Annotated in this window: 18 protein-coding genes, 1 tRNA gene and 9 pseudogenes; 15 read left to right on the forward strand and 13 right to left on the reverse strand. The window is 34.1% G+C overall.

The features are described from left to right. The 5 genes and pseudogenes from MHB61_RS12535 to MHB61_RS12555 form a co-directional block, all read left to right on the forward strand. Nucleotides 1-1,353: replication initiation protein (locus MHB61_RS12535; protein ID WP_014011582.1), on the forward strand; the 1,353-nt coding region annotated here is incomplete at its 5' end. A 344-nt stretch (nucleotides 1,354-1,697) separates the two neighbouring features. Further along, nucleotides 1,698-2,588 (forward strand): annotated as a pseudogene (locus tag MHB61_RS12540) (IS982 family transposase). Nucleotides 2,589-2,872: 284 nt separating this feature from the next. Then, on the forward strand, nucleotides 2,873-3,106 hold the full coding sequence (locus MHB61_RS12545) for a hypothetical protein (protein ID WP_014573541.1): 234 nt from the start codon (nucleotides 2,873-2,875) through the stop codon (nucleotides 3,104-3,106). A 9-nt stretch (nucleotides 3,107-3,115) separates the two neighbouring features. Further along, nucleotides 3,116-3,874, forward strand: coding sequence for a ParA family protein (locus tag MHB61_RS12550; protein WP_023349312.1), 759 nt, complete (start codon nucleotides 3,116-3,118; stop codon nucleotides 3,872-3,874). 3 nt (nucleotides 3,875-3,877) lie between these two features. After that, nucleotides 3,878-4,606 (forward strand): ParB/RepB/Spo0J family partition protein, encoded by a 729-nt coding sequence (locus MHB61_RS12555; RefSeq protein ID WP_014573539.1) that lies wholly within the window; start codon nucleotides 3,878-3,880, stop codon nucleotides 4,604-4,606. Nucleotides 4,607-4,635: 29 nt separating this feature from the next. Here the strand turns inward: MHB61_RS12555 and MHB61_RS12560 are convergent, their stop codons facing one another. Continuing rightward, nucleotides 4,636-4,986 carry a hypothetical protein gene (locus MHB61_RS12560; protein ID WP_014011586.1) on the reverse strand — a complete coding sequence of 117 codons (351 nt, stop codon included), beginning with the start codon at nucleotides 4,984-4,986 and terminating at the stop codon, nucleotides 4,636-4,638. Beyond that, nucleotides 4,976-6,442 (reverse strand): annotated as a pseudogene (locus MHB61_RS12565) (Y-family DNA polymerase). The gene MHB61_RS12560 and the pseudogene MHB61_RS12565 overlap by 11 nt, the downstream one beginning before the upstream one ends. 641 nt (nucleotides 6,443-7,083) lie before the next feature. Between MHB61_RS12565 and MHB61_RS12570 the strand changes: the two are divergent. Continuing rightward, nucleotides 7,084-7,383, forward strand: a pseudogene (locus MHB61_RS12570) (type I restriction endonuclease subunit R); the annotation flags it as partial. 82 nt (nucleotides 7,384-7,465) lie between these two features. Here MHB61_RS12570 and MHB61_RS12575 read toward each other — a convergent pair. The 3 genes and pseudogenes from MHB61_RS12575 to MHB61_RS12585 form a co-directional block, all read right to left on the reverse strand. Further along, nucleotides 7,466-8,613 (reverse strand): IS3 family transposase gene (locus tag MHB61_RS12575; protein ID WP_101928132.1). Its coding sequence is split into 2 segments (ribosomal slippage): nucleotides 7,466-8,361 and nucleotides 8,361-8,613, totalling 1,149 coding nucleotides; the frame shifts between segments, so codons are not numbered across the junction. 45 nt (nucleotides 8,614-8,658) lie between these two features. After that, nucleotides 8,659-9,011 (reverse strand): annotated as a pseudogene (locus tag MHB61_RS12580) (integrase core domain-containing protein); the annotation flags it as partial. A gap of 54 nt (nucleotides 9,012-9,065) precedes the next feature. Next, the gene (locus MHB61_RS12585; RefSeq protein ID WP_340817565.1) at nucleotides 9,066-9,746 is read right to left on the reverse strand and encodes an IS6 family transposase; all 681 of its coding nucleotides are present in this window, start codon (nucleotides 9,744-9,746) and stop codon (nucleotides 9,066-9,068) included. A gap of 802 nt (nucleotides 9,747-10,548) precedes the next feature. Here MHB61_RS12585 and MHB61_RS12590 point away from each other — a divergent pair. The 8 genes from MHB61_RS12590 (at nucleotide 10,549) to MHB61_RS12625 (ending at nucleotide 13,850) form a co-directional block, all read left to right on the forward strand. Then, a tRNA-Met gene (locus MHB61_RS12590) sits at nucleotides 10,549-10,622 on the forward strand. A 102-nt stretch (nucleotides 10,623-10,724) separates the two neighbouring features. Beyond that, nucleotides 10,725-10,925, forward strand: a complete 201-nt coding sequence (locus tag MHB61_RS12595) for a hypothetical protein (RefSeq protein ID WP_014570881.1) — start codon at nucleotides 10,725-10,727, stop codon at nucleotides 10,923-10,925. A gap of 130 nt (nucleotides 10,926-11,055) precedes the next feature. Beyond that, a complete protein-coding gene (locus MHB61_RS12600; protein WP_003132324.1) occupies nucleotides 11,056-11,256 on the forward strand; it encodes a cold-shock protein in 201 nt (66 codons plus the stop codon). A 279-nt stretch (nucleotides 11,257-11,535) separates the two neighbouring features. Then, entirely contained in the window at nucleotides 11,536-11,736 is a 201-nt protein-coding gene (locus MHB61_RS12605) for a cold-shock protein (protein ID WP_012898583.1), read from the forward strand. Nucleotides 11,737-12,250: 514 nt separating this feature from the next. Then, a complete protein-coding gene (locus tag MHB61_RS12610) occupies nucleotides 12,251-12,490 on the forward strand; it encodes a GlsB/YeaQ/YmgE family stress response membrane protein (RefSeq protein ID WP_081144449.1) in 240 nt (79 codons plus the stop codon). Nucleotides 12,491-12,519: 29 nt separating this feature from the next. Then, entirely contained in the window at nucleotides 12,520-13,080 is a 561-nt protein-coding gene (gene amaP, locus MHB61_RS12615) for an alkaline shock response membrane anchor protein AmaP (protein WP_031559152.1), read from the forward strand. Nucleotides 13,081-13,089: 9 nt separating this feature from the next. After that, nucleotides 13,090-13,278 carry a DUF2273 domain-containing protein gene (locus MHB61_RS12620; RefSeq protein ID WP_081144448.1) on the forward strand — a complete coding sequence of 63 codons (189 nt, stop codon included), beginning with the start codon at nucleotides 13,090-13,092 and terminating at the stop codon, nucleotides 13,276-13,278. Nucleotides 13,279-13,298: 20 nt separating this feature from the next. Next, nucleotides 13,299-13,850, forward strand: coding sequence for an Asp23/Gls24 family envelope stress response protein (locus MHB61_RS12625; protein WP_015425998.1), 552 nt, complete (start codon nucleotides 13,299-13,301; stop codon nucleotides 13,848-13,850). A gap of 76 nt (nucleotides 13,851-13,926) precedes the next feature. Here MHB61_RS12625 and MHB61_RS12630 read toward each other — a convergent pair. From MHB61_RS12630 to MHB61_RS12665, 8 genes and pseudogenes are all read right to left on the reverse strand, one after another. Then, nucleotides 13,927-14,280, reverse strand: a pseudogene (locus MHB61_RS12630) (IS3 family transposase); the annotation flags it as partial. An 84-nt stretch (nucleotides 14,281-14,364) separates the two neighbouring features. Next, the gene (locus tag MHB61_RS12635) at nucleotides 14,365-15,015 is read right to left on the reverse strand and encodes an IS6-like element ISS1N family transposase (RefSeq protein WP_340817568.1); all 651 of its coding nucleotides are present in this window, start codon (nucleotides 15,013-15,015) and stop codon (nucleotides 14,365-14,367) included. Nucleotides 15,016-15,051: 36 nt separating this feature from the next. Continuing rightward, nucleotides 15,052-15,261, reverse strand: a pseudogene (locus MHB61_RS12640) (hypothetical protein); the annotation flags it as partial. A 55-nt stretch (nucleotides 15,262-15,316) separates the two neighbouring features. After that, entirely contained in the window at nucleotides 15,317-15,997 is a 681-nt protein-coding gene (locus MHB61_RS12645) for an IS6 family transposase (RefSeq protein WP_014621307.1), read from the reverse strand. Nucleotides 15,998-16,066: 69 nt separating this feature from the next. Continuing rightward, a pseudogene (locus MHB61_RS12650) lies at nucleotides 16,067-16,399 on the reverse strand (tyrosine-type recombinase/integrase); the annotation flags it as partial. 28 nt (nucleotides 16,400-16,427) lie between these two features. Beyond that, nucleotides 16,428-16,724 (reverse strand): DUF4298 domain-containing protein, encoded by a 297-nt coding sequence (locus tag MHB61_RS12655; protein WP_081144390.1) that lies wholly within the window; start codon nucleotides 16,722-16,724, stop codon nucleotides 16,428-16,430. A 90-nt stretch (nucleotides 16,725-16,814) separates the two neighbouring features. Continuing rightward, nucleotides 16,815-17,705, reverse strand: a pseudogene (locus MHB61_RS12660) (IS982 family transposase). 346 nt (nucleotides 17,706-18,051) lie between these two features. Further along, nucleotides 18,052-19,162, reverse strand: a pseudogene (locus MHB61_RS12665) (IS3-like element IS981 family transposase). A gap of 146 nt (nucleotides 19,163-19,308) precedes the next feature. Here MHB61_RS12665 and MHB61_RS12670 point away from each other — a divergent pair. Then, nucleotides 19,309-20,196, forward strand: coding sequence for a GRP family sugar transporter (locus MHB61_RS12670; RefSeq protein WP_081144391.1), 888 nt, complete (start codon nucleotides 19,309-19,311; stop codon nucleotides 20,194-20,196). Nucleotides 20,197-20,257: the final 61 nt, after the last annotated feature.

Raw genomic sequence — 20,257 nt, forward strand, 5'->3', positions numbered from 1 at the left:
ATGCAAAGTTACGATTTACTTGATGAACTTGATAGTGAAGATAAATTTAGAAAAGATATTAAATACAGCCGTCAATTGCCTGAGATGTTCTCTACTGAAGACATAAATGCTGCAAGTGAAAATATTACTTATGCTATACTTGGAGAGCTGAGAGACCGTTATAACGGAAGTGAACCAGTAACATTTTCTTATCAGGAATTAGCGGAATTAGGTGGATTGTGGGTAACACGTAAAAATGGTGTGAAATCGCTCTACAATGGTAAACGGCTACAAAAAATAATGTATGATTTAAACGAGGCATTGAAAAATTTCTCATACTATCAAGTAAGAGAAACAAATGATGATGGCACTCCCAAATCATGGAAAACAATAAATATTTTCAGTGTAATTGATTTTGATGGTACTAAAAAAGAAGTAAAACTCACAATTTCTAATGCTCAAATTAGTTCAGAACAAGTTGATGCAAAAGGGCATGTGATTGATAAACCGCTATATGTTTATGACTTAATCAATTCCAAAGATTGGAGAACGGTTAAACACTTACAATATAACAGAGGAATCAATAATAGTCTGCCATCTAAGTACTCCAAACGTGTTTACCGCTTTATAAGCGAGTTTAGGAGTTTTCCAAAAGGTACAAAAATGAGAATTGATGATTTTGATAAAAAAATACTTAAAATATTGAAGACTCAAGAAGACTCCTTTAACACCAAAGAGGTATTTGACCTCAGAAAAAATCGTAAAAAATATTTAGAAACTGCGGTTAAAGAAATATCAGAATTAACTACTCCTGAAGGAACTCAAATTGTTAAAAATTTAGATTATATTTATCACACTTCTGGACGAAGAATACAGTCTATTGAATTTACATATACGCCATTTAATGCTGATTTATCAGGCAGCAATCATATATCTATGAATTCTCGTACTTCTTCTCCTGGTACAGATAGTCCATTTATAAACGAAGCAAGAATGGTATTAGAATACTTTAATTACTTATCAAAAGTAAATTTTAATTTAGATGAAAACGGAATAATTAAACATTTACCAAATTATTATGATATTCAATTTGAACTAGATGATATACAACTTCTTCAACCGATTCATAAATTGCTTGAAAGTGGTGTAGCGATAGATGAATTGTTACAAGTGGCTGAGATGAAAGCAATCGATTGGAAGCTAGACAGCAATCAAATGATTAATAATTTTAGACCGAGTGTTGTTTTTGGAAATAAATTTTCAGAATACAGAGCATTTCTAACAACGTATAAGGCTCAAAATATACATAAATTAGTTTTTGATAGTTCGTCTGATTTCTATGTACCAATGAATGGTCCTTGGGATAGTAAATAAACTAAATATTTACCTTCAACATTAAGTATAAAAAAAAAGGGGCTAAATTTAGCTCCTTTTTTTGGAACGAATATATGAATGAACTTTTCCTCTAAAAAAAAACTTTTTACTCTCAACCTTTTGGACAGAGAAAGAGCAAAAAGCTACCACAAACCAGAGAGGTTTGATATGAGTAAGTATATCAAAATTAATTGTTCTTATCAATATTCGACAAAATTTCCCTCCAAAAAAATGAGGGAATTAAACTTGATTCTACCCGAATTGCTAGTTGATTTCATTGAAAAATATATAAGTCGTGCTATCCTAATCTTAAACCACTAAGCATTAGAAAGCGCACGACCTATATGACTTATAATAGCACGCTTACAAAAGTTTTTGTTTATTTACTGACAAGCATTGAAGCGATTTATCAAACGAGTGTTCCCCTTGAGGTTCAAAACCGAAAGAACGTCCATCTTGCAACATCTGACTGTTTAGTGATTACTTGTTACCTGTGGGGCGTACTGCATTTTAGTGAAACACTTAAAGCAAAGCACCAATTGGCTCAAAGTCTATTCCCTAATTTCCTAGAATATTCTCGCTTTGTTCATCGTTGTAATGCACTCCTACTGAGTATTCAACTCATTCGCCAATCTCTCGTCTTTAAAGAAGTTGAAGGGATTGATGTGTCTATTATTGACAGCTTTCCCATTCCTTTGTGTCAGCCGATTCGTAATTTTAGAAGCAAAGTTTTGGGCGACTATGCAAATATTGGCTACAATGCTACCAAAGGTCAGTACTTTTATGGCTGTAAATGTCATGCTTTAGTCAGTGAATCAGGCTATGTCATCGACTACGTGATTAGTCCTGCTTCAATAGCTGACAGTACAATGGCCGAGGAAGTATTGTCTCAATTTGGCACACCCATAGTCCTTGGAGATATGGGATATCTAGGTTAGTCACTGCATGATAGGCTTGAACTCAAGGAAATTGAACTTATTACACCCGTCAGAATGAACATGAAGAAAAAGGATATAACTTTTCCTAATTTTTCAAAACGTCGAAAAGTCATTGAACGCGTATTCTCTTTTCTGACAAACCTCGGAGCTGAACGCTGTAAAAGTCGTTCTTCTTATGGTTTTCAAGTCAAATTAGAGATGACGCTTTTAACTTATTCTCTAATATTGAAATCAGCTAAAACCGTGAATTCAATGACTTTAAGATACTCTACCGGATATCAAGTCATGGCTGAATAATCAACTAGCAATTCGGGTTGATTCTTAATTGATAAAGGGGGCTAAATTTAGCCCCCTTTATTTTTATATAAAAAATTTAAGAAAAACCGTAAAAACCTTTGACGTAAACATAAATTTACGATACAATAGATGTACAGTAAAAATAAAACAACTTCTTGCTTCAAACCTTTGGACAGAGAAAAAGTAAGAATGTTTACCACAAAATGTGAGAGGGCTGAGAATGAAATAATGAATTATAAAAATATGTTTTCGCAAGTATCGTATATTTGTGAAGAAAGGTTGATATGGAAAAAGTAACAGATGAAATTAAAAACGTGGTACAGAGATTACTCGATGATGACGAAAATTTTTCTGGTTGGTATATTGAGAAAGAACTCGAAAAAATTGGAATAAAAGTTTCTAGGATGACGATTTCAAACCTAAGAAATAAAAAAACGACATTGGGTAACACTAAATTTGAAACGTTAGAGGGACTTTATCATTTCGCAAAGACTCATGAAAATATAAATAAAGAATAGAGAGAAAATATGAAAACAATAAGTCTATTAAACTTAAAAGGCGGAGTTGCTAAAACAACAACAGGTGGAAATATAGCAAAAGGTTTAGCAAATAGAGGGTTCAAAACTCTGTTGATTGATACAGATATGCAAGCTAATGCAACAAGTATTTTTCTTGAAGATGAACGCTCGAAAGAGGATTATAAAGGTTTTGCAGAACTGATAGTTGATGAAAAACTAGATGATGTTGACCAGTATGTTTATAACGTAAGTGAGAATTTGGACATGATTGGTTCAAGTTTAGCAGTTGCTGAAAGTGAATTGAAAGTAAGAAATTCATTCAATCGTAATTCATCAAACATTGTAAAAAAAGTTTTAAAGAAACTAGATTCTAAATATGATTATTGTATTATTGATTGTGCTCCAACAATTAATCTAATTACTCTCAATATTATTATTGCGAGTGATGAAATTATCATCCCAATAAAAATTGATAAATTTGCACTTGAAGGTTATAGAACGACTTTAAAGAACATCAATCAAATTATTGATGATTATGAGTTAGATACAGAGGTGACCGTACTTTACACAATGGTCAACAGAAATAATATTGATAAACAATTTATTCAAGAAATATCTGGGAATAGATTTGAAACAACAATACGACATCAAGCTAAGCCAGTTACAGAAAGTGCTTTAAAGAATGAGGTATTAATTGATAGTTCTAAAAGTTCTAAAGTAAAAGATGATTATTTAAATCTTATTGATGAAATAGTAAAAAGGGGTTAAAAAATGAGTAATAGTTTCGGATTTACAGACCTTATGAACAAGGACGAACACAAGCGAAAAAAAACAAATACAAAAAATATTCCTATTGAGGAGATAAAGGAAAATGAGAATAACAACTATGATTTAGTTGACATTGATAAGTTAGCTGATAGCATAGACGAGTTAGGCTTATTACAACCCGTTCTTGTTAAACAACGTGATAAATATAGCTATGAATTGATTGCAGGGCATAGACGATTTAATGCTATTAAAAAACTAATTAGTGAAAATAGACTCCCTGAAGATTACGAAGTTCTCGCTAAGAAAGTTGATGAAGACGAGGATGAGCTTGTAACAAGACTAAAGTTGCATGAAACTAACCTACAAACTCGCTCGCTCTTAAAAATGCCAGAAGAAGAAAAAATAGCCATCATTGATGACTATATGGATATTTTAGATAAAGCCAAAAAACAAGGGTTACAAATCAACGGAAAACCTGTTAAAGGAAAGACTAGGGACTTAATTGCCGAAAGATTTGGTATCAGTCATTATACCGCTCAAAAACTGATTAGAAAAGCTAAAGAACAAGGTGGAGAAGAAGAGGGGGCAAAAATTAGCCCCCAAAAGAAAACCGCTAAAAAGCCAATCACGCAGTTAAAGAAAATTGAAACTCAATTAGAAAAATTAGAGTTTGAGGGAACGGAAGAAGAACAAGAAATCAAGAAAAAATTGATTGAGTTGTTGATGAAATAAAAAGGGGGCTAAATTTAGCCCCTTTTTATTTAGGAAATATTTATAATTTGTTCAATGGATATGAGATAGATTTTATCCGTTGATTTAACTCTTACTTGATTATTGATAAATTCTGATACAAAACCATAGACTTCATTTAATTTATCTTTTGATTGATATTTAACTTTGATTTGTAGCTGATTTGAAAAAGACTGATTGAGAAGATAAAGGACTACATGATGTGGTAAAGCTTGAATTTTCTTATCATCTTTTTTTTCTTTTTCAAAAGTATTTTGAGCCTCCGTGAGTTCTCCAGTCGCAAATGCGCCCCATTTCATCATCCCTCTATCGTGATAAGCACGGATGACTTCATAGGGGCTGTATGAACGGTCAACTGACATCTTTTACCTCCTTGTCTTGACTTGCTGCATGACCTCCAATGAGTTTGTTCCGATAAATGACACGTGAACCCTCGGATAAACTACTTGCCTTTTGTATTGAAAGAAAATCGAAAGTTTCTCTAATCTCATCAATAGCTTTTTGGAGTGATTCTTGCTTTTTATTAGTTTGATTTTCTTGAACACTTTCAAATAAAGAGAGTTGTTTAACAGAACTATCAGAAAGTTGATTTCCGCTTATCCCTATTTGTCTTATCGCTCCCCCTTGGTACTTTTCACGAAATAAAGAGATTGCGAGGTCTTGCAACTCCTTTGTGTTTTGCGTGGCTTCAATATTGCGAGAAACCTTAACAGAAGAGTATTCAGAAGTAGAAGCAGCACCTGCATAAAGTGAAAGATTGCTTGCTAGTTTTCCGCCCTTTCTCAATCTTATCGCTAAGTTCTCAGCCATTTCTTTAATCACAAGTTCAATTTCTCTTTGCTTATGATAGTCACGTGGCAGAATTTGAGAATTGCTGAAGCTAGTAGATTTTGGAGTATATTTTTCCCTTACATTGCTTTCATCGATGCCGTTTGCGTGGAAAAAATGCTGAAGTCCAATTGCTCCCAATTTTTGTTTAAGGAGAAGTGGGTCAGCATTCGCAAGCTCTTTGATAGAAGTGATTCCAAGTTTGTTTAATCGTTTCTCAGTTCGCTTTCCAATTCCCCAGAAATCTGTCATCTTAGGAATTGTCCATAGTTTATTAGGGACATCTTCATAACGGATTAGGGCTCTCATATTATCATTGTGCTTGGCATAGTTATCCATTGCAAGTTTGGCAAGCAAGGGGTTGTCTCCCATCCCAACAGTCACATATAGTCCTAGTTTATCTCGAATCTCACGTTGCAAGTCTAAAGCAATCCGATTCATTTGTTCATAACGATTTTTAATCTCAGGGAAGAAGAAGTTCAATGATTCAGTGATATCCAAAAAAGATTCATCAATCGAGTAGGAGTGAATCTAATCAATTGACGTATAATTGGTCAGTATATCTGTCACTTCAATTTTATAGTCCACATAGAGCTGCATTTGTGGAGGAACAATCCACGTGCGTTTCGCCCAAGATTCAATAAAAGCGACATATTGCAAAGTTGGTTCAGTTCGCTGTCCATGAATGTCTGTATGTGTTCGATACCATTTCGGATAATTGAACTTTCGTGTTTCTATAAGAAAAGGTAAATCGCTGGCACGACTGACATTTTTCATACCAAAAACTTTTTTAAAGGTTGGACTAGAGGCAAGCGTTAACCCTTTAGAATGATCTGCTCGACTCATGACACAAAGAGAAGTGGTCAGAGGATTTAAATTTCGCTGAACGCATTCAATTGAAGCATAATTAGACTTGACATCTTGAAAGAGGATGGCACGACGTGGTTCAAGCGAGTAGTCAAAGTATTGATTTAATTTCGATTGTTCCATAGTTCCTCCTAAATCAACAATATCAGTTTAACTGATATTATATCTTTTTTTAGAGTGAAAAACAATCGAAATAAACACCAAAACTGATAACTTGGAATATTTAAGGGAAATTCTTAGTCCTTCAACATCCTTCCTATGCTTTTGGTTTAATAGAGTTAAACATATTATCATTTGAAAGAGAACGTGGAGAAATAATGGATAAATACTTAAGGCGAGCCTATCAGAGAATGAATCAAATGTCTTTTGGAGGACAGGTTTTGGCTTGGTTCATTTCAATAAAGTTATCAGATTTGGTTTTAAAAAAATTTTAAAATATTGGTGTTCCTTTTTTTAATTTAATCCTAGGGTTTATATTATCAGTGCTTTTTCTGACTGTCGGAATGTTGCTTCTTGACTCTATTGAAAAAAATAAATAAGCACTTTGTCCTTAGTCACGTTTTTTTAAAATATAAAAACACGTCTATTCCTAGAGGTGTTTTTATATTTTGGAAAAAAATCTATGGATTAATGTTTTCATTGACTTTATTCTCCCTTAGGGCTCAGTTTTCTTTAGTGACTCAATAAAATCTTTCCTATAATGATAATAAATTGATAAAATATGAATAACGAAGATCAAGTAACAGTGGGAGGAAGAGAAAAGAATGGCAGAAGCAAAATTTGAAGCTGCTTTGATCAAAAAACTAGAAGCAGAAGGATGGACCTATCGTAAAGATTTATCTTATGTCTCTATTAAGGTCTTAGAGGGACACTGGCGTGAGGTGCTTAATGAAAATAATGCTTATAAATTAAATGGCAAACCTTTGTCTGATGTTGAATTTGGCTTAGTGATTCAAGAAGTTCAGAGGATTAAAACGCCTTATGATGCTCAACTTTTATTGGTAGGGGCAGGGGGTGTCGGCTCTATTCCTATAACACGAGATGACGGCTCTAACTTAGAAGTATGGACCAATGTCAAATATTTAGACACAAAATGAGCTATATTTTGGAAAGTCAACGAAAAACTAGACACGGAGTTAAGAGAATTTAAGAATTATATTTTTCAAAGTCTTTTGGAGACTTGTAATCAAGACCTGAATGCATCCTTTTTGTATTGTAATAGGTCTCAATGTATTTAAATATTTCTTGAGTAGCCTCAGCTCTTGTCTCAAAATGAGCATCATTAATAAGCTCCCTCTTTAGCGTCTTATAAAAAGACTCCATCATTGCATTGTCATAGGGATTTCCTTTACGACTCATGCTAGATTGAGCACCGACTTGACGAAGAGTAGATTGATAACGAGAGCTTGTATATTGACTCCCTTGATCAGTATGGACAATCAAGCCAGGCTGAGGATGTTCTTTCCCACAAGCTTGTAAGAAGCAATCCCTCACCAGTTTATCTTGCATCCGTGAAGACATTGACCAGCCTACAATCTTACGTGAAAAAACGTCGATATTCACGGCTAAGTATAAGGTGCCTTCTTTGGTAGGGATATAGGTCATGTCTCCCAGCCATACTTTATTAGGAGCTGTTGCTTTAAAGATCTGATTAATTAAATTGGGTCTTGAAAGCGAAGCTCCTTTTCTGTTGTAATGTTTATATTTATAACGGCTTCCCTTGGCATAAAGTCCCATCAAGTGCATCAGTTTCCCAACACGTTTCGTGTTGGTCATAATACCAGTATTATGAAGTACCTTGGTAATTCTAACCGCACCATAGCGTCCCTTATGCTCATGAAAGACAGCTTTTATCTTCTCTGAGAGAATTTCTCTCTCCACTTGTTGTTTTGAAGGACGACGATGCATGTATTCATAGAAACCTGAACGAGAAACCTTAAGAACTTTTACTGCATGCTTAATTTTTATCTTCCCATGATGTTTCAAGAGAAATTCAAAACGTTTTACTTGCTTCGCTTCAAGAAGACCCGGAACTTTTTTAGAAGTTCAAGTTCCTCCTTAAGATAACGATTTTCTTTCTCTAACAATTTAATCTTATGTTGGGCATCAGCTAGGGCTGTCCCATTGCCTGGAAAAGCACTTTCTCCATATTCTTCAACTTCTTGAACCCAGCGATAAAGACTATTGGCATGAACCTCAAGCTCTTGGCTGACTTCTTTAACAGAGTAACCCTCTTCAAGAATGAGTTTTACTGCAGAATTTTTAAATTGTTTATCGAATTTTCTTCTTGCCATAATAAACCTTTCCACGATTTCTCTTAACTTTGTGTCTAGTTTATTATAACCTTTCCATTTTCTTAAAATAATTTTCTTCTTTCTAATTTGGAGTTAAACCATTGTTGGCTGAATGAGGATTATAATTGTTATAAAATTGTTCGATGTATTCAAAGCAAGAGAGTTGAACTTCTTGAATGGAGTGATAAGTTCTGCGATTAATTTCTCGTTGTTTAAGATACTTGAAAAAGACCTCAGTGACGGCATTATCATAAGGATATCCAGGCTTGGAGTAAGAAGCAAGCAATTGATGCTCATCTAATAACTTTCTAAAACCCGAATTGCTAGTTGATTATTCAGCCATGATCCGAATGAAAAATAATTGGTTCCTTAGGTTTCCTCTTATTTATAGCTATTTCGGTTCTGTTGCGAAGTTTGAAAATCAAACGCGCCCGCTCTGAACTCCAAATATCTTAGGCTGTTATTCCCATTAATACCTTGATTTCAGTAGACACCGAAAAGCCGAAGAGCGTTCCATTTCTTCGGTTCTTTTTATATATTCCTCGAATGATCTCCATGCCCTTAATCGTGGAAAAGGCTGTACGGAGACTTTGATAAAATTTATTCCGTCGTTTAATAGGTCGATGGTCTTGTTCTATTAAATTGTTAAGATACTTCACAGTTCGGTGCTCTGTCTTAGTATATAAACCCACACTCTGTAACTTTCTAAAGGCGGAGCCAAGAGAAGGTGCTTTATCGGTCACAATTGCTTTCGGCTCACCAAACTGTTTATGGAGTCGTTTTAAGAAAGCATAGGCTGCTTGCGTATCCCGTTTCTTTCGTAACCAGATATCTAAGGTTAAGCCGTCCGCATCAATTGCACGATAAAGATAATGCCAACGTCCCTTAATTTTGATATAGGTTTCATCCATTTTCCATGAATAGAAGGATTGTCTATTTTTCTTCTTCCAAAGATAATAGAGGACTTTGCTGTACTCTTTCACCCAACGATAAATCGTAGTATGACAAACATTTATTCCACGATCATATAACAATTCCTGAACTTCACGATAGCTTAGATTGTAACGCAGGTAGTAACCAACAGCCACAATAATGACGTCTTTTTTGAATTGTTTGCCTTTAAAATGATTCATTACTCTGTCGTCTCTGTCTTTTTTCTCAATTTTACACTAAAATAGATTTTTTGGATAACTTTGCAACAGAACCTATAAGCCTTTATAAACCTGTTTCATAGAAAACCTCTTAAATTGAAAAATAAATTGGGACAAATTTGGGGCAATTATGGTATAAAATCATAGCTACGATTTAATCTCATTGAATTTTTGAGTTTATAAAGTTAAGGAACTAAGCATATTATTTTGGAAGATTTGCACAAAAAATAAATTAAAGAGTCATTAAGAATTGAATTAATGACTTTTTATTATGTTAAGTTTGTTTGATGCTTTTAAGCTATATGTTTTTCTCTTTATAAACTAATAATCAGTATTGAGCTTAACAAGGTGCTATACTTAATTTTATGAGATTACAGTCTCTGTTGTGGAATAGAAACCAAAATTGGTTTCTATTTTTTTGGTTGATATTGTAATTTCGAATTAAAGTGATATACTTAGCTCATGGGTGGTTTAGCGAAAGCACCACACCTTCATCATTAGCTACTCAAATGGGGGTAGCTTTTTTAAATAATGTGTAACTATAAACAAAAATCAGTTTGATAATAAGAGTATGGAGCATCTAACGAATAAAAATAAAGAAAAAAAGGCGATCATAGGCCTACTGTTTTTTGGGTTTGTAGTAAGTATTTTAGTGATATATCTAGTGATAGCTTTACTAATGTAAGAAATAACTTAATGTTCGGATAAGGTAACACATTTTTTAAATAATTTATGAATCCTAATGTTAAATTGACTTTAACTGATATTAGTGTTACACTTGCGAAGTGGGATGGAGCAGTTAGGTAGCTCGTCGGGCTCATAACCCGAAGGTCATAGGTTCAAATCCTATTCCCGCAATATTTTAAGGGCTTTAGGGAGCCCTTATTTTTCTTATAAAAAACTCACCCTTAAGTAAAAATTTTTTCGTGAAATAGGCAGCGCCTAGAATGGAAGTGAAAAATGAAAACAGGAGATAAAATTACATTATCTAATGGGGAACAAGCAATAGTCGTTTCTGGAGATATTAATCTCTATAAGTATGCACTAGTTGTTGAATTAGAAAACCATGATGTCAGGGTGGTTGATAGAGAAACCCTGACACTTGCTAAAGCAAATCCTCATGAAAATCTGGGGAATCACAAGAAAATCAATAAGTTTTAAATAGACCAATTTGACTTTGGTAAGAATAGGTGTTACTATTAAGAGGTAGGTTTTGTCTCGAGTTTAAATGTTTTAGGAATGCACTTTTTCGCAAAATGGGATTTACAGATGATGCGAAAGGATGTATTACATGAATAAAGGAACAATAAATTGGTTTAACGCTGACAAAGGCTATGGTTTTATTATGGCAGATGATATGCAAGATGTGTTTGCTTATCTCTTATCTATTCAGGGAAATGATTTTAAAAAATACGATGAAGGTCAAAAGGTTACTTTTGATATCAAAATGACGTCTCGTGGACGTTATGCTTCAAACGTACATAAAAGATAAATGAGTTAAAGCATGGGGTGTCCTTTGCTTTTTTATTTATTGCTATTGCAAAAATGAATTAAAATGTTATACTGAGTGAGGGAAAGATTAGTTGCTTTCCCTACAGTTCATAAAATCCATGTCACTACGATATGGATTTTATTAATCAGAGAGTAGTTTGACATTGAGTATAATTAGTGTTATTATAAAGAAGTAGATTTTGTCATGAGTAAAATGTTTTATAGATTCACTTTTCGCAAAATAAGATTTACAATTTTGTCGAAAGGAAATAAATATATTATGGCAAATGGAACAGTAAAATGGTTTAACGCTACTAAAGGATTTGGTTTTATTACCTCTGAAGATGGTCAAGATTTGTTCGCTCACTTCTCATCAATCCAATCTGATGGATTCAAATCACTTGACGAAGGTCAAAAAGTTGAATTTGATGTTGAAGAAGGTCAACGTGGACCTCAAGCAGTTAATATCACAAAAGCATAATTGTATCTGAAAATCGTGCAAAAACTGGAGTCATGACTTCAGTTTTTTTATATTCAGTTGCAATTATGAGAGAGTATGATATACTTAGCCAGCAAGAGGAAACTCACACTTCCCATTCATAAATTAGGGGCACTTTAATATAGAGTGGTTTTTTTAATGTTTATTAATTAAAATTAATATTTAAAAGATTTATATAAAAAACCACCTATCACAGCACATAATGATAAGCAGTTTTTGGTGCATGTTCATAGATTAAGAAGTTAATATTTAAAACATACAAATTAATAATACCGTATAGATAGTCTTAAGGTCAAAAATAGAGAGATGTGTTTAATGGAGTACCTTAAACATAAGTGCCAGCAAATGCTGGCTTTTTTTATTTTCTTAGTTATTTGAAGTGCTATAATTATTGGGTTAGTAAATTAAAAAAATGAATCACATCTCTTGAATACGCGTTCTAAAAGTGCTAAATTAAAGTAAGAAAAAGATTATAATCTTTAGAAAGAGGTGGCTTATGATTTGGTCATTAATTGTTGGTGCATTAATCGGATTAATCGCTGGTGCGATTACAAAAAAGGGAAGTTCAATGGGATGGATTTCTAATATCTTAGCGGGGTTAGTTGGATCTTTTGTAGGTCAAGCCTTACTTGGAACTTGGGGACCTTCGCTTGCTGGCATGGCGTTAATACCATCCATTGTTGGTGCAGTGATTGTGGTTGCTGTTGTATCTTTCGTCCTATCTAAAATGAATTAATAGATCTTAGGATCTAGAAAGGAGGAGTTTTGGCAACTGGAAAGAAAGTAATACTCATTATCCTTGATCTCCTTTTACTTACGCTTGTTCTACCAATGACGTGGGATTATTATAATTTCATGGAATATGATTGGATAACAACAACCTCTAGTAACATTCCCTTCATAGGTAAATATATGACAGACTATTTGTTTTGGGGGAACATCGTTTTAACAGTCATATTAATTATCGCCTTGATTGTAATTCTTTTTTACCCTCGAACCTATATGGATGTACAACTCACTTCAAATAATGGAGATTTAACTTTGAAGAAGTCTGCCATTGAAGGTTTTGTAGGTGAAAAAGTAAAAGAAAATGATTACCTTAAAAACTCAAAAATCGCTGTTTCACTTTTTAAAAATAAGATAAAAATTGATATAAAGGGTGAGATTGTTCCTCGAGTTGAAGTGGCCCAAAAAGCTCAAGTTCTGGAACAGGAAATCATTGAAGGGTTAAAAAGTTTCTTTGGATTGGAACATACGGTTAAACTTAAAGTAAAAGTCAATACATTAAGTAAAGATGATAACCCTAAACGCCAACGTGTTATGTAGGAGGGATCAATGGATTATTTCGAAAAAAATCGATACCCAATTATAGGGGGAATCGTAGGTGTACTCATTGCTGTGTGTATCTTCACTATTGGATTTTGGAAAATGATTCTGGTTTTATTTTTAATTGGATTAGGAATTTATATTGGTCTATTTTTAAAAAAATCAGGAATCATTGATCAATTTATAAATCGTAAATAACATTATAAAAGGAGAATATTATGGTACAAGAAAACATGAAAGCATTTGGAACAATGGCAGAAAAAGAAACTCCTAAAACAAAGGAAACCCAACCAGAAATTAAGGGGACTTTGACTTATGAAGATAAAGTTGTGCAAAAGATTGTAGGACTAGCATTAGAATCAGTGGATGGACTTCTTTCTGTAGAAGGTGGGTTCTTCTCAAACTTAACAGGAAAACTTATTAATACTGATGATGTTACAACAGGTGTTGACGTAGAAGTTGGGAAAACACAGGTTGCAGTAGACTTGAAAGTAGTTACAGAATATCGTAAGAATGTGCCTGATATTTATGAAAAAATTAAAGAAGTCATTCGTAAAGAGGTTGCGGCAATGACAGAATTGGAAGTTGTTGAAGTTAACGTAACAGTCACAGATATTAAAACGAAAGAGCAACAAAAAGAAGATGATGTAAGTATTCAAGATCGAGTGACTAGTGCGGCTCAAACAACTGGGAAATTCACCTCTGAACAAGTTGATAAAGTAAAAGACAAAGTAGAAGACAATACAGATAAAGAAGCTAGAGTTAAATAAATTTCTAGATAAATCGTGAGAAATAAATGCCTCTATTATGAGGCTTTTTAGTAAGTGAGTTCATTTATATAGTTTTTTATTTAGATAGAAGCACCGAGTCAAATTGATTAGGTGTAAGATACCCTAAACTTTGATGGATTCGTTTTGAATTATAAAAGGCTTCGATGTACCAGAAAATACTCTGATAGGCTTCTTCAAAGTTCTTATATTTAAATTGATACACCCACTCTCTTTTTAAATGTCCATGCCAAGATTCAAGACTGGCATTATGATAAGGGTATCCCCTTCGACTGAAAGAGTGAGTCATCCCATAATACTTAAGCAACTCTTCATACTCTAGACTCGTATACTGGCTTCCTTGGTCAGAATGAAGAATAACAGCTTCTGGATAGTCTTGTGATTTAATGGCCTTATTTAAAGTTCTTTGCACGGGTCTGTTGCGAAGTTTGAAAATTAAACGCGCCCTCTCTGAACTCCGAATATCTTAGGCTGGTATTCCCATTAATACCTTGATTTAAGTAGACACCGAAAAGCCGAAGAGCGTTCCATTTCTTCGGTTCTTTTTATATATTCCTCGAAGGGTCTCCATGCCCTTAATCGTGGAAGAGGCTGTACGGAGACTTTGATAAAATTTATTCCGTCGTTTAATAGGTCGATGGTCTTGTTCTATTAAATTGTTAAGATACTTCACAGTTCGGTGCTCTGTCTTAGTATATAAACCCACACTCTGTAACTTTCTAAAGGCGGAGCCAAGAGAAGGTGCTTTATCGGTCACAATTGCTTTCGGCTCACCAAACTGTTTATGGAGTCGTTTTAAGAAAGCATAGGCTGCTTGCGTATCCCGTTTCTTTCGTAACCAGATATCTAAGGTTAAGCCGTCCGCATCAATTGCACGATAAAGATAATGCCAACGTCCCTTAATTTTGATATAGGTTTCATCCATTTTCCATGAATAGAAGGATTGTCTATTTTTCTTCTTCCAAAGATAATAGAGGACTTTGCTGTACTCTTTCACCCAACGATAAATCGTAGTATGACAAACATTTATTCCACGATCATATAACAATTCCTGAACTTCACGATAGCTTAGATTGTAACGCAGGTAGTAACCAACAGCCACAATAATGACGTCTTTTTTGAATTGTTTGCCTTTAAAATGATTCATTACTCTGTCGTCTCTGTCTTTTTTCTCAATTTTACACTAAAATAGATTTTTTGGATAACTTTGCAACAGAACCAATCCAAGATACGTTAAGGTCATAGCTTCACTTGAATGGTTTAATAAATGCATCACTAAGCCAATATTATAGTTTGACTGCGTATAGACCCGATAAGCGCCTGTTTTACGCATGGTATGCGTTCCTAGATAGTTAATTCCTAAAAGATCACCAACTCGTGCCATAATCTTATAGGTTCTGTTGCAAAGTTTCCCAAAAGAGTATAGAAGTCCTAGTTTAACATTTTGACTATGCTGGGATCCCCATCAGAACTTTAATTTCAGTCGACACCGAAAATCCGAAGAGCGTTCCGTTTCTTCGGTTCTTTTTGTATATTCCTCGAATAGTCTCCATGCCCTTAATCGTGGTTGAGGCAGTTCGTAAACTTCGATAAAATTTATTACGGCGCTTAATTGGACGATGGTCCTGCTCAATTAAATTATTGAGATACTTCACTGTCCGATGTTCTGTCTTGGTATATAAACCGTTAATCTGTAGCTTTCTGAATGCAGAACTAATCGATGGTGCTTTATCGGTTACAATCACTCTAGGTTGTCCAAATTGTTTATGGAGCCGTTTTAAGAAAGCATAAGCCGCCTGAGTATCCCGTTTCTTTCGTAACCAAATGTCTAAAGTTAATCCATCAGAATCAATTGCACGATAGAGATAATGCCAACGTCCTTTAATTTTGATATAGGTTTCATCCATTTTCCACGAATAGAAGGACTGTCTATTTTTCTTCTTCCAAAGATGATAGAGGACTTTACTGTACTCTTGAACCCAGCGATAAATCGTAGTGTGACAGACATTGATACCACGGTCATACAGTAGTTCTTGAACTTCACGATAGCTCAGATTGTAACGTAGATAATAGCCCACAGCGACAATAATCACATCTTTTTGAAATTGTTTCCCTTTAAAGTGGTTCATTACTCTGTCCTCACTGTCTTTTTACTGAATTTTATACTAAAATAGATTTATTGGTCAACTTTGCAACAGAACCATCTTATAAAACTGTTTCTCAGTAATAGGACGATCAGGACGAGAAGTTGAAGGAAATAACCACTCTGAATTCATATTTTGTTGGATGAGCCATGCATGATAAAGCATTAAATCTTGTTGGACAGGTTTTAAATATAACGTATTTCCCTTACCTGTTTTTTGATCATGAATAAATGCAGTTTGTTTGACTGTTCCATCAAGATTAAAGACATCTGTTTTCTTTAATTTCATGACATCACTTACTCTTAACAAGGTCGCTTTCCCAACTTGGAAAATTGTATAGTTGCGACGACCAGCACGAAAACTATCAAGTAGTGTATCCTGCACCATTTTTAAGATATTTGAATCTTTGATATTTTTAAAAATTTTTGTACATTTTTGAAGTTAGGTCAAGTAATACTCCAAGAAGTTCATTATGATCACCAATCATATCAAATAATTGGTCTTCTGTTAAAACACCACATTTTACTGGGATTTTTTCAATTTCCATATATTCAAACCATTTTTCACTACCATAAAAATTTTTTAATTCAATATAGTTATTGTAAATTGAGTTAAATTTTTCAATACTATCAATTAAATTAGTTAAGACTGGCATAAAAGTGTCATATTTGTTTTCCATTTGTTGAATCAGCTCTATATCTTTGTTATCCATTTGAGAATCCTCTCTTTTTTAGCAATTATCTCAAAAAGCAATTTTTAATGCAATCATTAGTATTTAATAAAGACCCGAATTGCTAGTTGATTATTTAGCCATGACTTGATACCCGATAGAATATCTTAAAGTCTCTGGTTCCAGTGATTTAGCTGATTTTAACAGTAAAGAATACGCTAAAAGTATCATCTCTAATTTCAATTGAAAACCTTGAGGCGAACGACTTTTACAACGCTCAGCTCCTAGATTTGTCAAAAAAGAGAAAACTCGCTCAATCACTTTTCTACGTTTTGAAAAATTAGGGAAAAGGATTTTCTTTTGCTTCGTGTTCTTCCTGACAGGTGTAATTAGATCAATTCCTTTTAATTACAGCCTATCATGCAGTGACTAACCTAGATATCCCATATCTCCAAGGACTGTTGGTGTCCCAAATTGACTCAACACTTCCTCGGTCATTGAACTATCAGCCATTGAAGCAGGAGTAATTGTGTAGTCTATGACATAGCCTGATTCATTGACTAAAGCATGACATTTACATCCATAGAAGTACTGTCCCTTTGTAGCATTGTAGCCAACATTTGCATAATCTCCAAGAACTTTGCTTCTGAAATTACGAATAGGCTGACACAAAGGAAGGGGGAAGCTGTCAATAATGGATACACTCATTCCTTCAACCTCTTTAAAGACGAGTGCTTGGCGAATGACTTGGATACTCGGTAAGAGGGCATTACAACGGCGGACAAAGCGAGAATATTCTAGGAAATTAGGAAATAAACTTTGAGCCAATTGGTGCTTTGCTTTAAGTGTTTCACTAAAATGTAGTACGCCCCATAGGTAACAAGTAATCACTAAGCAATCTGATGTTGCGAGATGGACGTTCTTTCGGTTTTGAACCTCAAGGGGAACACTCGTTTGATAAAGTGTCTCAATGGTTGTCAGTAAATAAACAAAAACTTTTGGAAGTGTGCTATTATAAGTCATATAAGTCGTGCGTTTTCTAATGCTTAGTGGTTTAAGATTAGGATAGCACGACTTATTTATTTTCCAATGAAATTAACTACCAATTCGGGTATAATAAACTATTTTTTTAAACATGTACACGACAGATAGACGACAAAAGAACGACAATCTACCGACACAAAGGTAAAACAACAGTTTTGGAGGAAATAATAAAAGCAGTAATCATACTAAAAACTGCTTTTATTATTGTTTTATTTTTCATGTTACTTTGTTTTGGACTTTTTATTCTTTAGTTTTTTATATTCTTTATTGATGACGTTAAGTCAAGTTTTTAGAGTAACAAACGTAGAATTTTAATCTATTTATTTTAAGCACTTACCTTTTCAAATTGATTAGGTGTAAGATACCCTAAACTTTGATGGATTCGTTTTGAATTATAAAAGGCTTCGATGTACCAGAAAATACTCTGATAGGCTTCTTCAAAGTTCTTATATTTAAATTGATACACCCACTCTCTTTTTAAATGTCCATGCCAAGATTCAAGACTGGCATTATGATAAGGGTATCCCCTTCGACTGAAAGAGTGAGTCATCCCATAATACTTAAGCAACTCTTCATACTCTAGACTCGTATACTGGCTTCCTTGGTCAGAATGAAGAATAACAGCTTCTGGATAGTCTTGTGATTTAATGGCCTTATTTAAAGTTCTTTGCACTAATTCTACAGTCATTCGCTTGCCCAAATCCCAGCAATGACTTTTTTAGTATAACGATCCATAATGGTTGAGAGATAAGCCCATCCTTGTTGAGTAGGAATATAAGTAATGTCGGTTGACCAAACCTTATTTTTCTTTGTAGGTTCAGTCTGTATAAGATTTTTTCGATTGATGTGATCACTTAGTGAGTATCCAGGCTTAAATTTCTTAATGACTACAGACTTGAGTTGAAGTTGCTTCATTAGCTTCTGTACCAGTTTTAACCCGACTTTTTCCCCTTGTTTAAGTAGAAGATGATGAATTTTAGGAGCACCATAGATTCCTCGGTTAGCATTGAAGAGTTGAGACATTTTGAGTGGCAGGTATTGTCTCCTTAATTGAGTTTTAGATGGATGTCGGTTAATCCGTTCATAATAACTTGATTCAGGAACATCAAGGAGTTGACAGCTTAGTCTGACATTGAGTGCTAAAGTTTGTATGGTTTGAGCCATATCCGCAGCACTCACTTCTTTTTCTCGGCGAATATGGTCAATACTTTTTTTAAGATGTCTCGTTCTTCCTTAACTTTAGCCAGTTGTCTTTTTAATTCTAGAAAATCAGCTTTAGAGACGGAGCTTTCATTAGATTTAGAGTAGAGGTCTATCCATTTATAAATTGTTGCAGGGGCCACGTCGTATTCTTTAGACAGCTGGGTGACGGATTGACCAGAATGATAGAAGGCGATAAGGGTTTCTTTAAATTCTTTTGAGTAGCGTTTTTTCATGTTTTTGTCCTTTGTCTAAATTATACAATAGTGACTCTAAGATTTAAGGATAACATCAATCTTTTGTTTTTTCCCGAAAAAAGAGTAATATAGAGATATGTTTAATTTTTTAAGTAAAAAATTATTTTAAGGAGATAAATATAAACATGCAAGGAGTTCTTCTCGCGCTTGTTCCAATGTTTGCTTGGGGTTCTATCGGATTTGTAGCTAATAAATTTGGTGGTGATGCTAAACAACAAACACTTGGAATGACTTTGGGCGCTTTTGTTTTTGCACTTATTGTTTTCTTATTCCGCATGCCAACGTTGACATGGCAAATTTTCTTAATTGGATTTATTGGTGGATTGCTTTGGGTAATTGGACAATTTGGTCAGTTTAATTCAATGAAATACATGGGTGTTTCAGTAGCAAGTCCGCTTTCATCAGGGAGTCAATTAGTAATTGGTGGCTTGATTGGGGTTTTTGCTTTCCACGAATGGACAAAACAAATTCAATTTATTCTCGGATTTATTGCGATGGCTGTTTTGGTAGTTGGGTTCTATTTCTCAGCTAAACGTGACCCAGAAAATGCAGTTGTTGAAGAAGGACGTAATTATACTAAAGGATTGACTGCTTTAACTTACTCAACTTTGGGATATGTTATCTATGTTATTCTTTTTAATAACTTAGCAGTACTTTGGTTCAATGTTCATTTTGATGCACTGACAATTATCTTGCCAATGTCAGTTGGAATGATCTTTGGAGCACTTGTGATGGGTCGTTTCAAAATTAAAATGGATAAATATGTTTATGAAAATATGATTGATGGAGCAATGTTTGGTGTAGGAAATATCTTTATGCTTATGGCTGCAAGCGCTGCTGGTAACGTAATTGCCTTTTCGTTCTCACAATTAGGTGTTATCATTTCAACTATTGGAGGAATTCTCTTCCTTGGTGAAAAGAAAACCAAAAAAGAATTGGTTTATGTTGGAATTGGGATTGTTCTGTTCGTAACAGGTGCAATTTTACTTGCAATTGTAAATTCTAAAGGATAATAAAAAAGCTGTCAGTAAATTGACGGCTTTTTTTGTGAGTTAATTTTCTGACAAGTTTTCT

The organism is Lactococcus sp. FSL K6-0773, assembly GCF_038006485.1.
Taxonomy (GTDB): domain Bacteria; phylum Bacillota; class Bacilli; order Lactobacillales; family Streptococcaceae; genus Lactococcus; species Lactococcus lactis.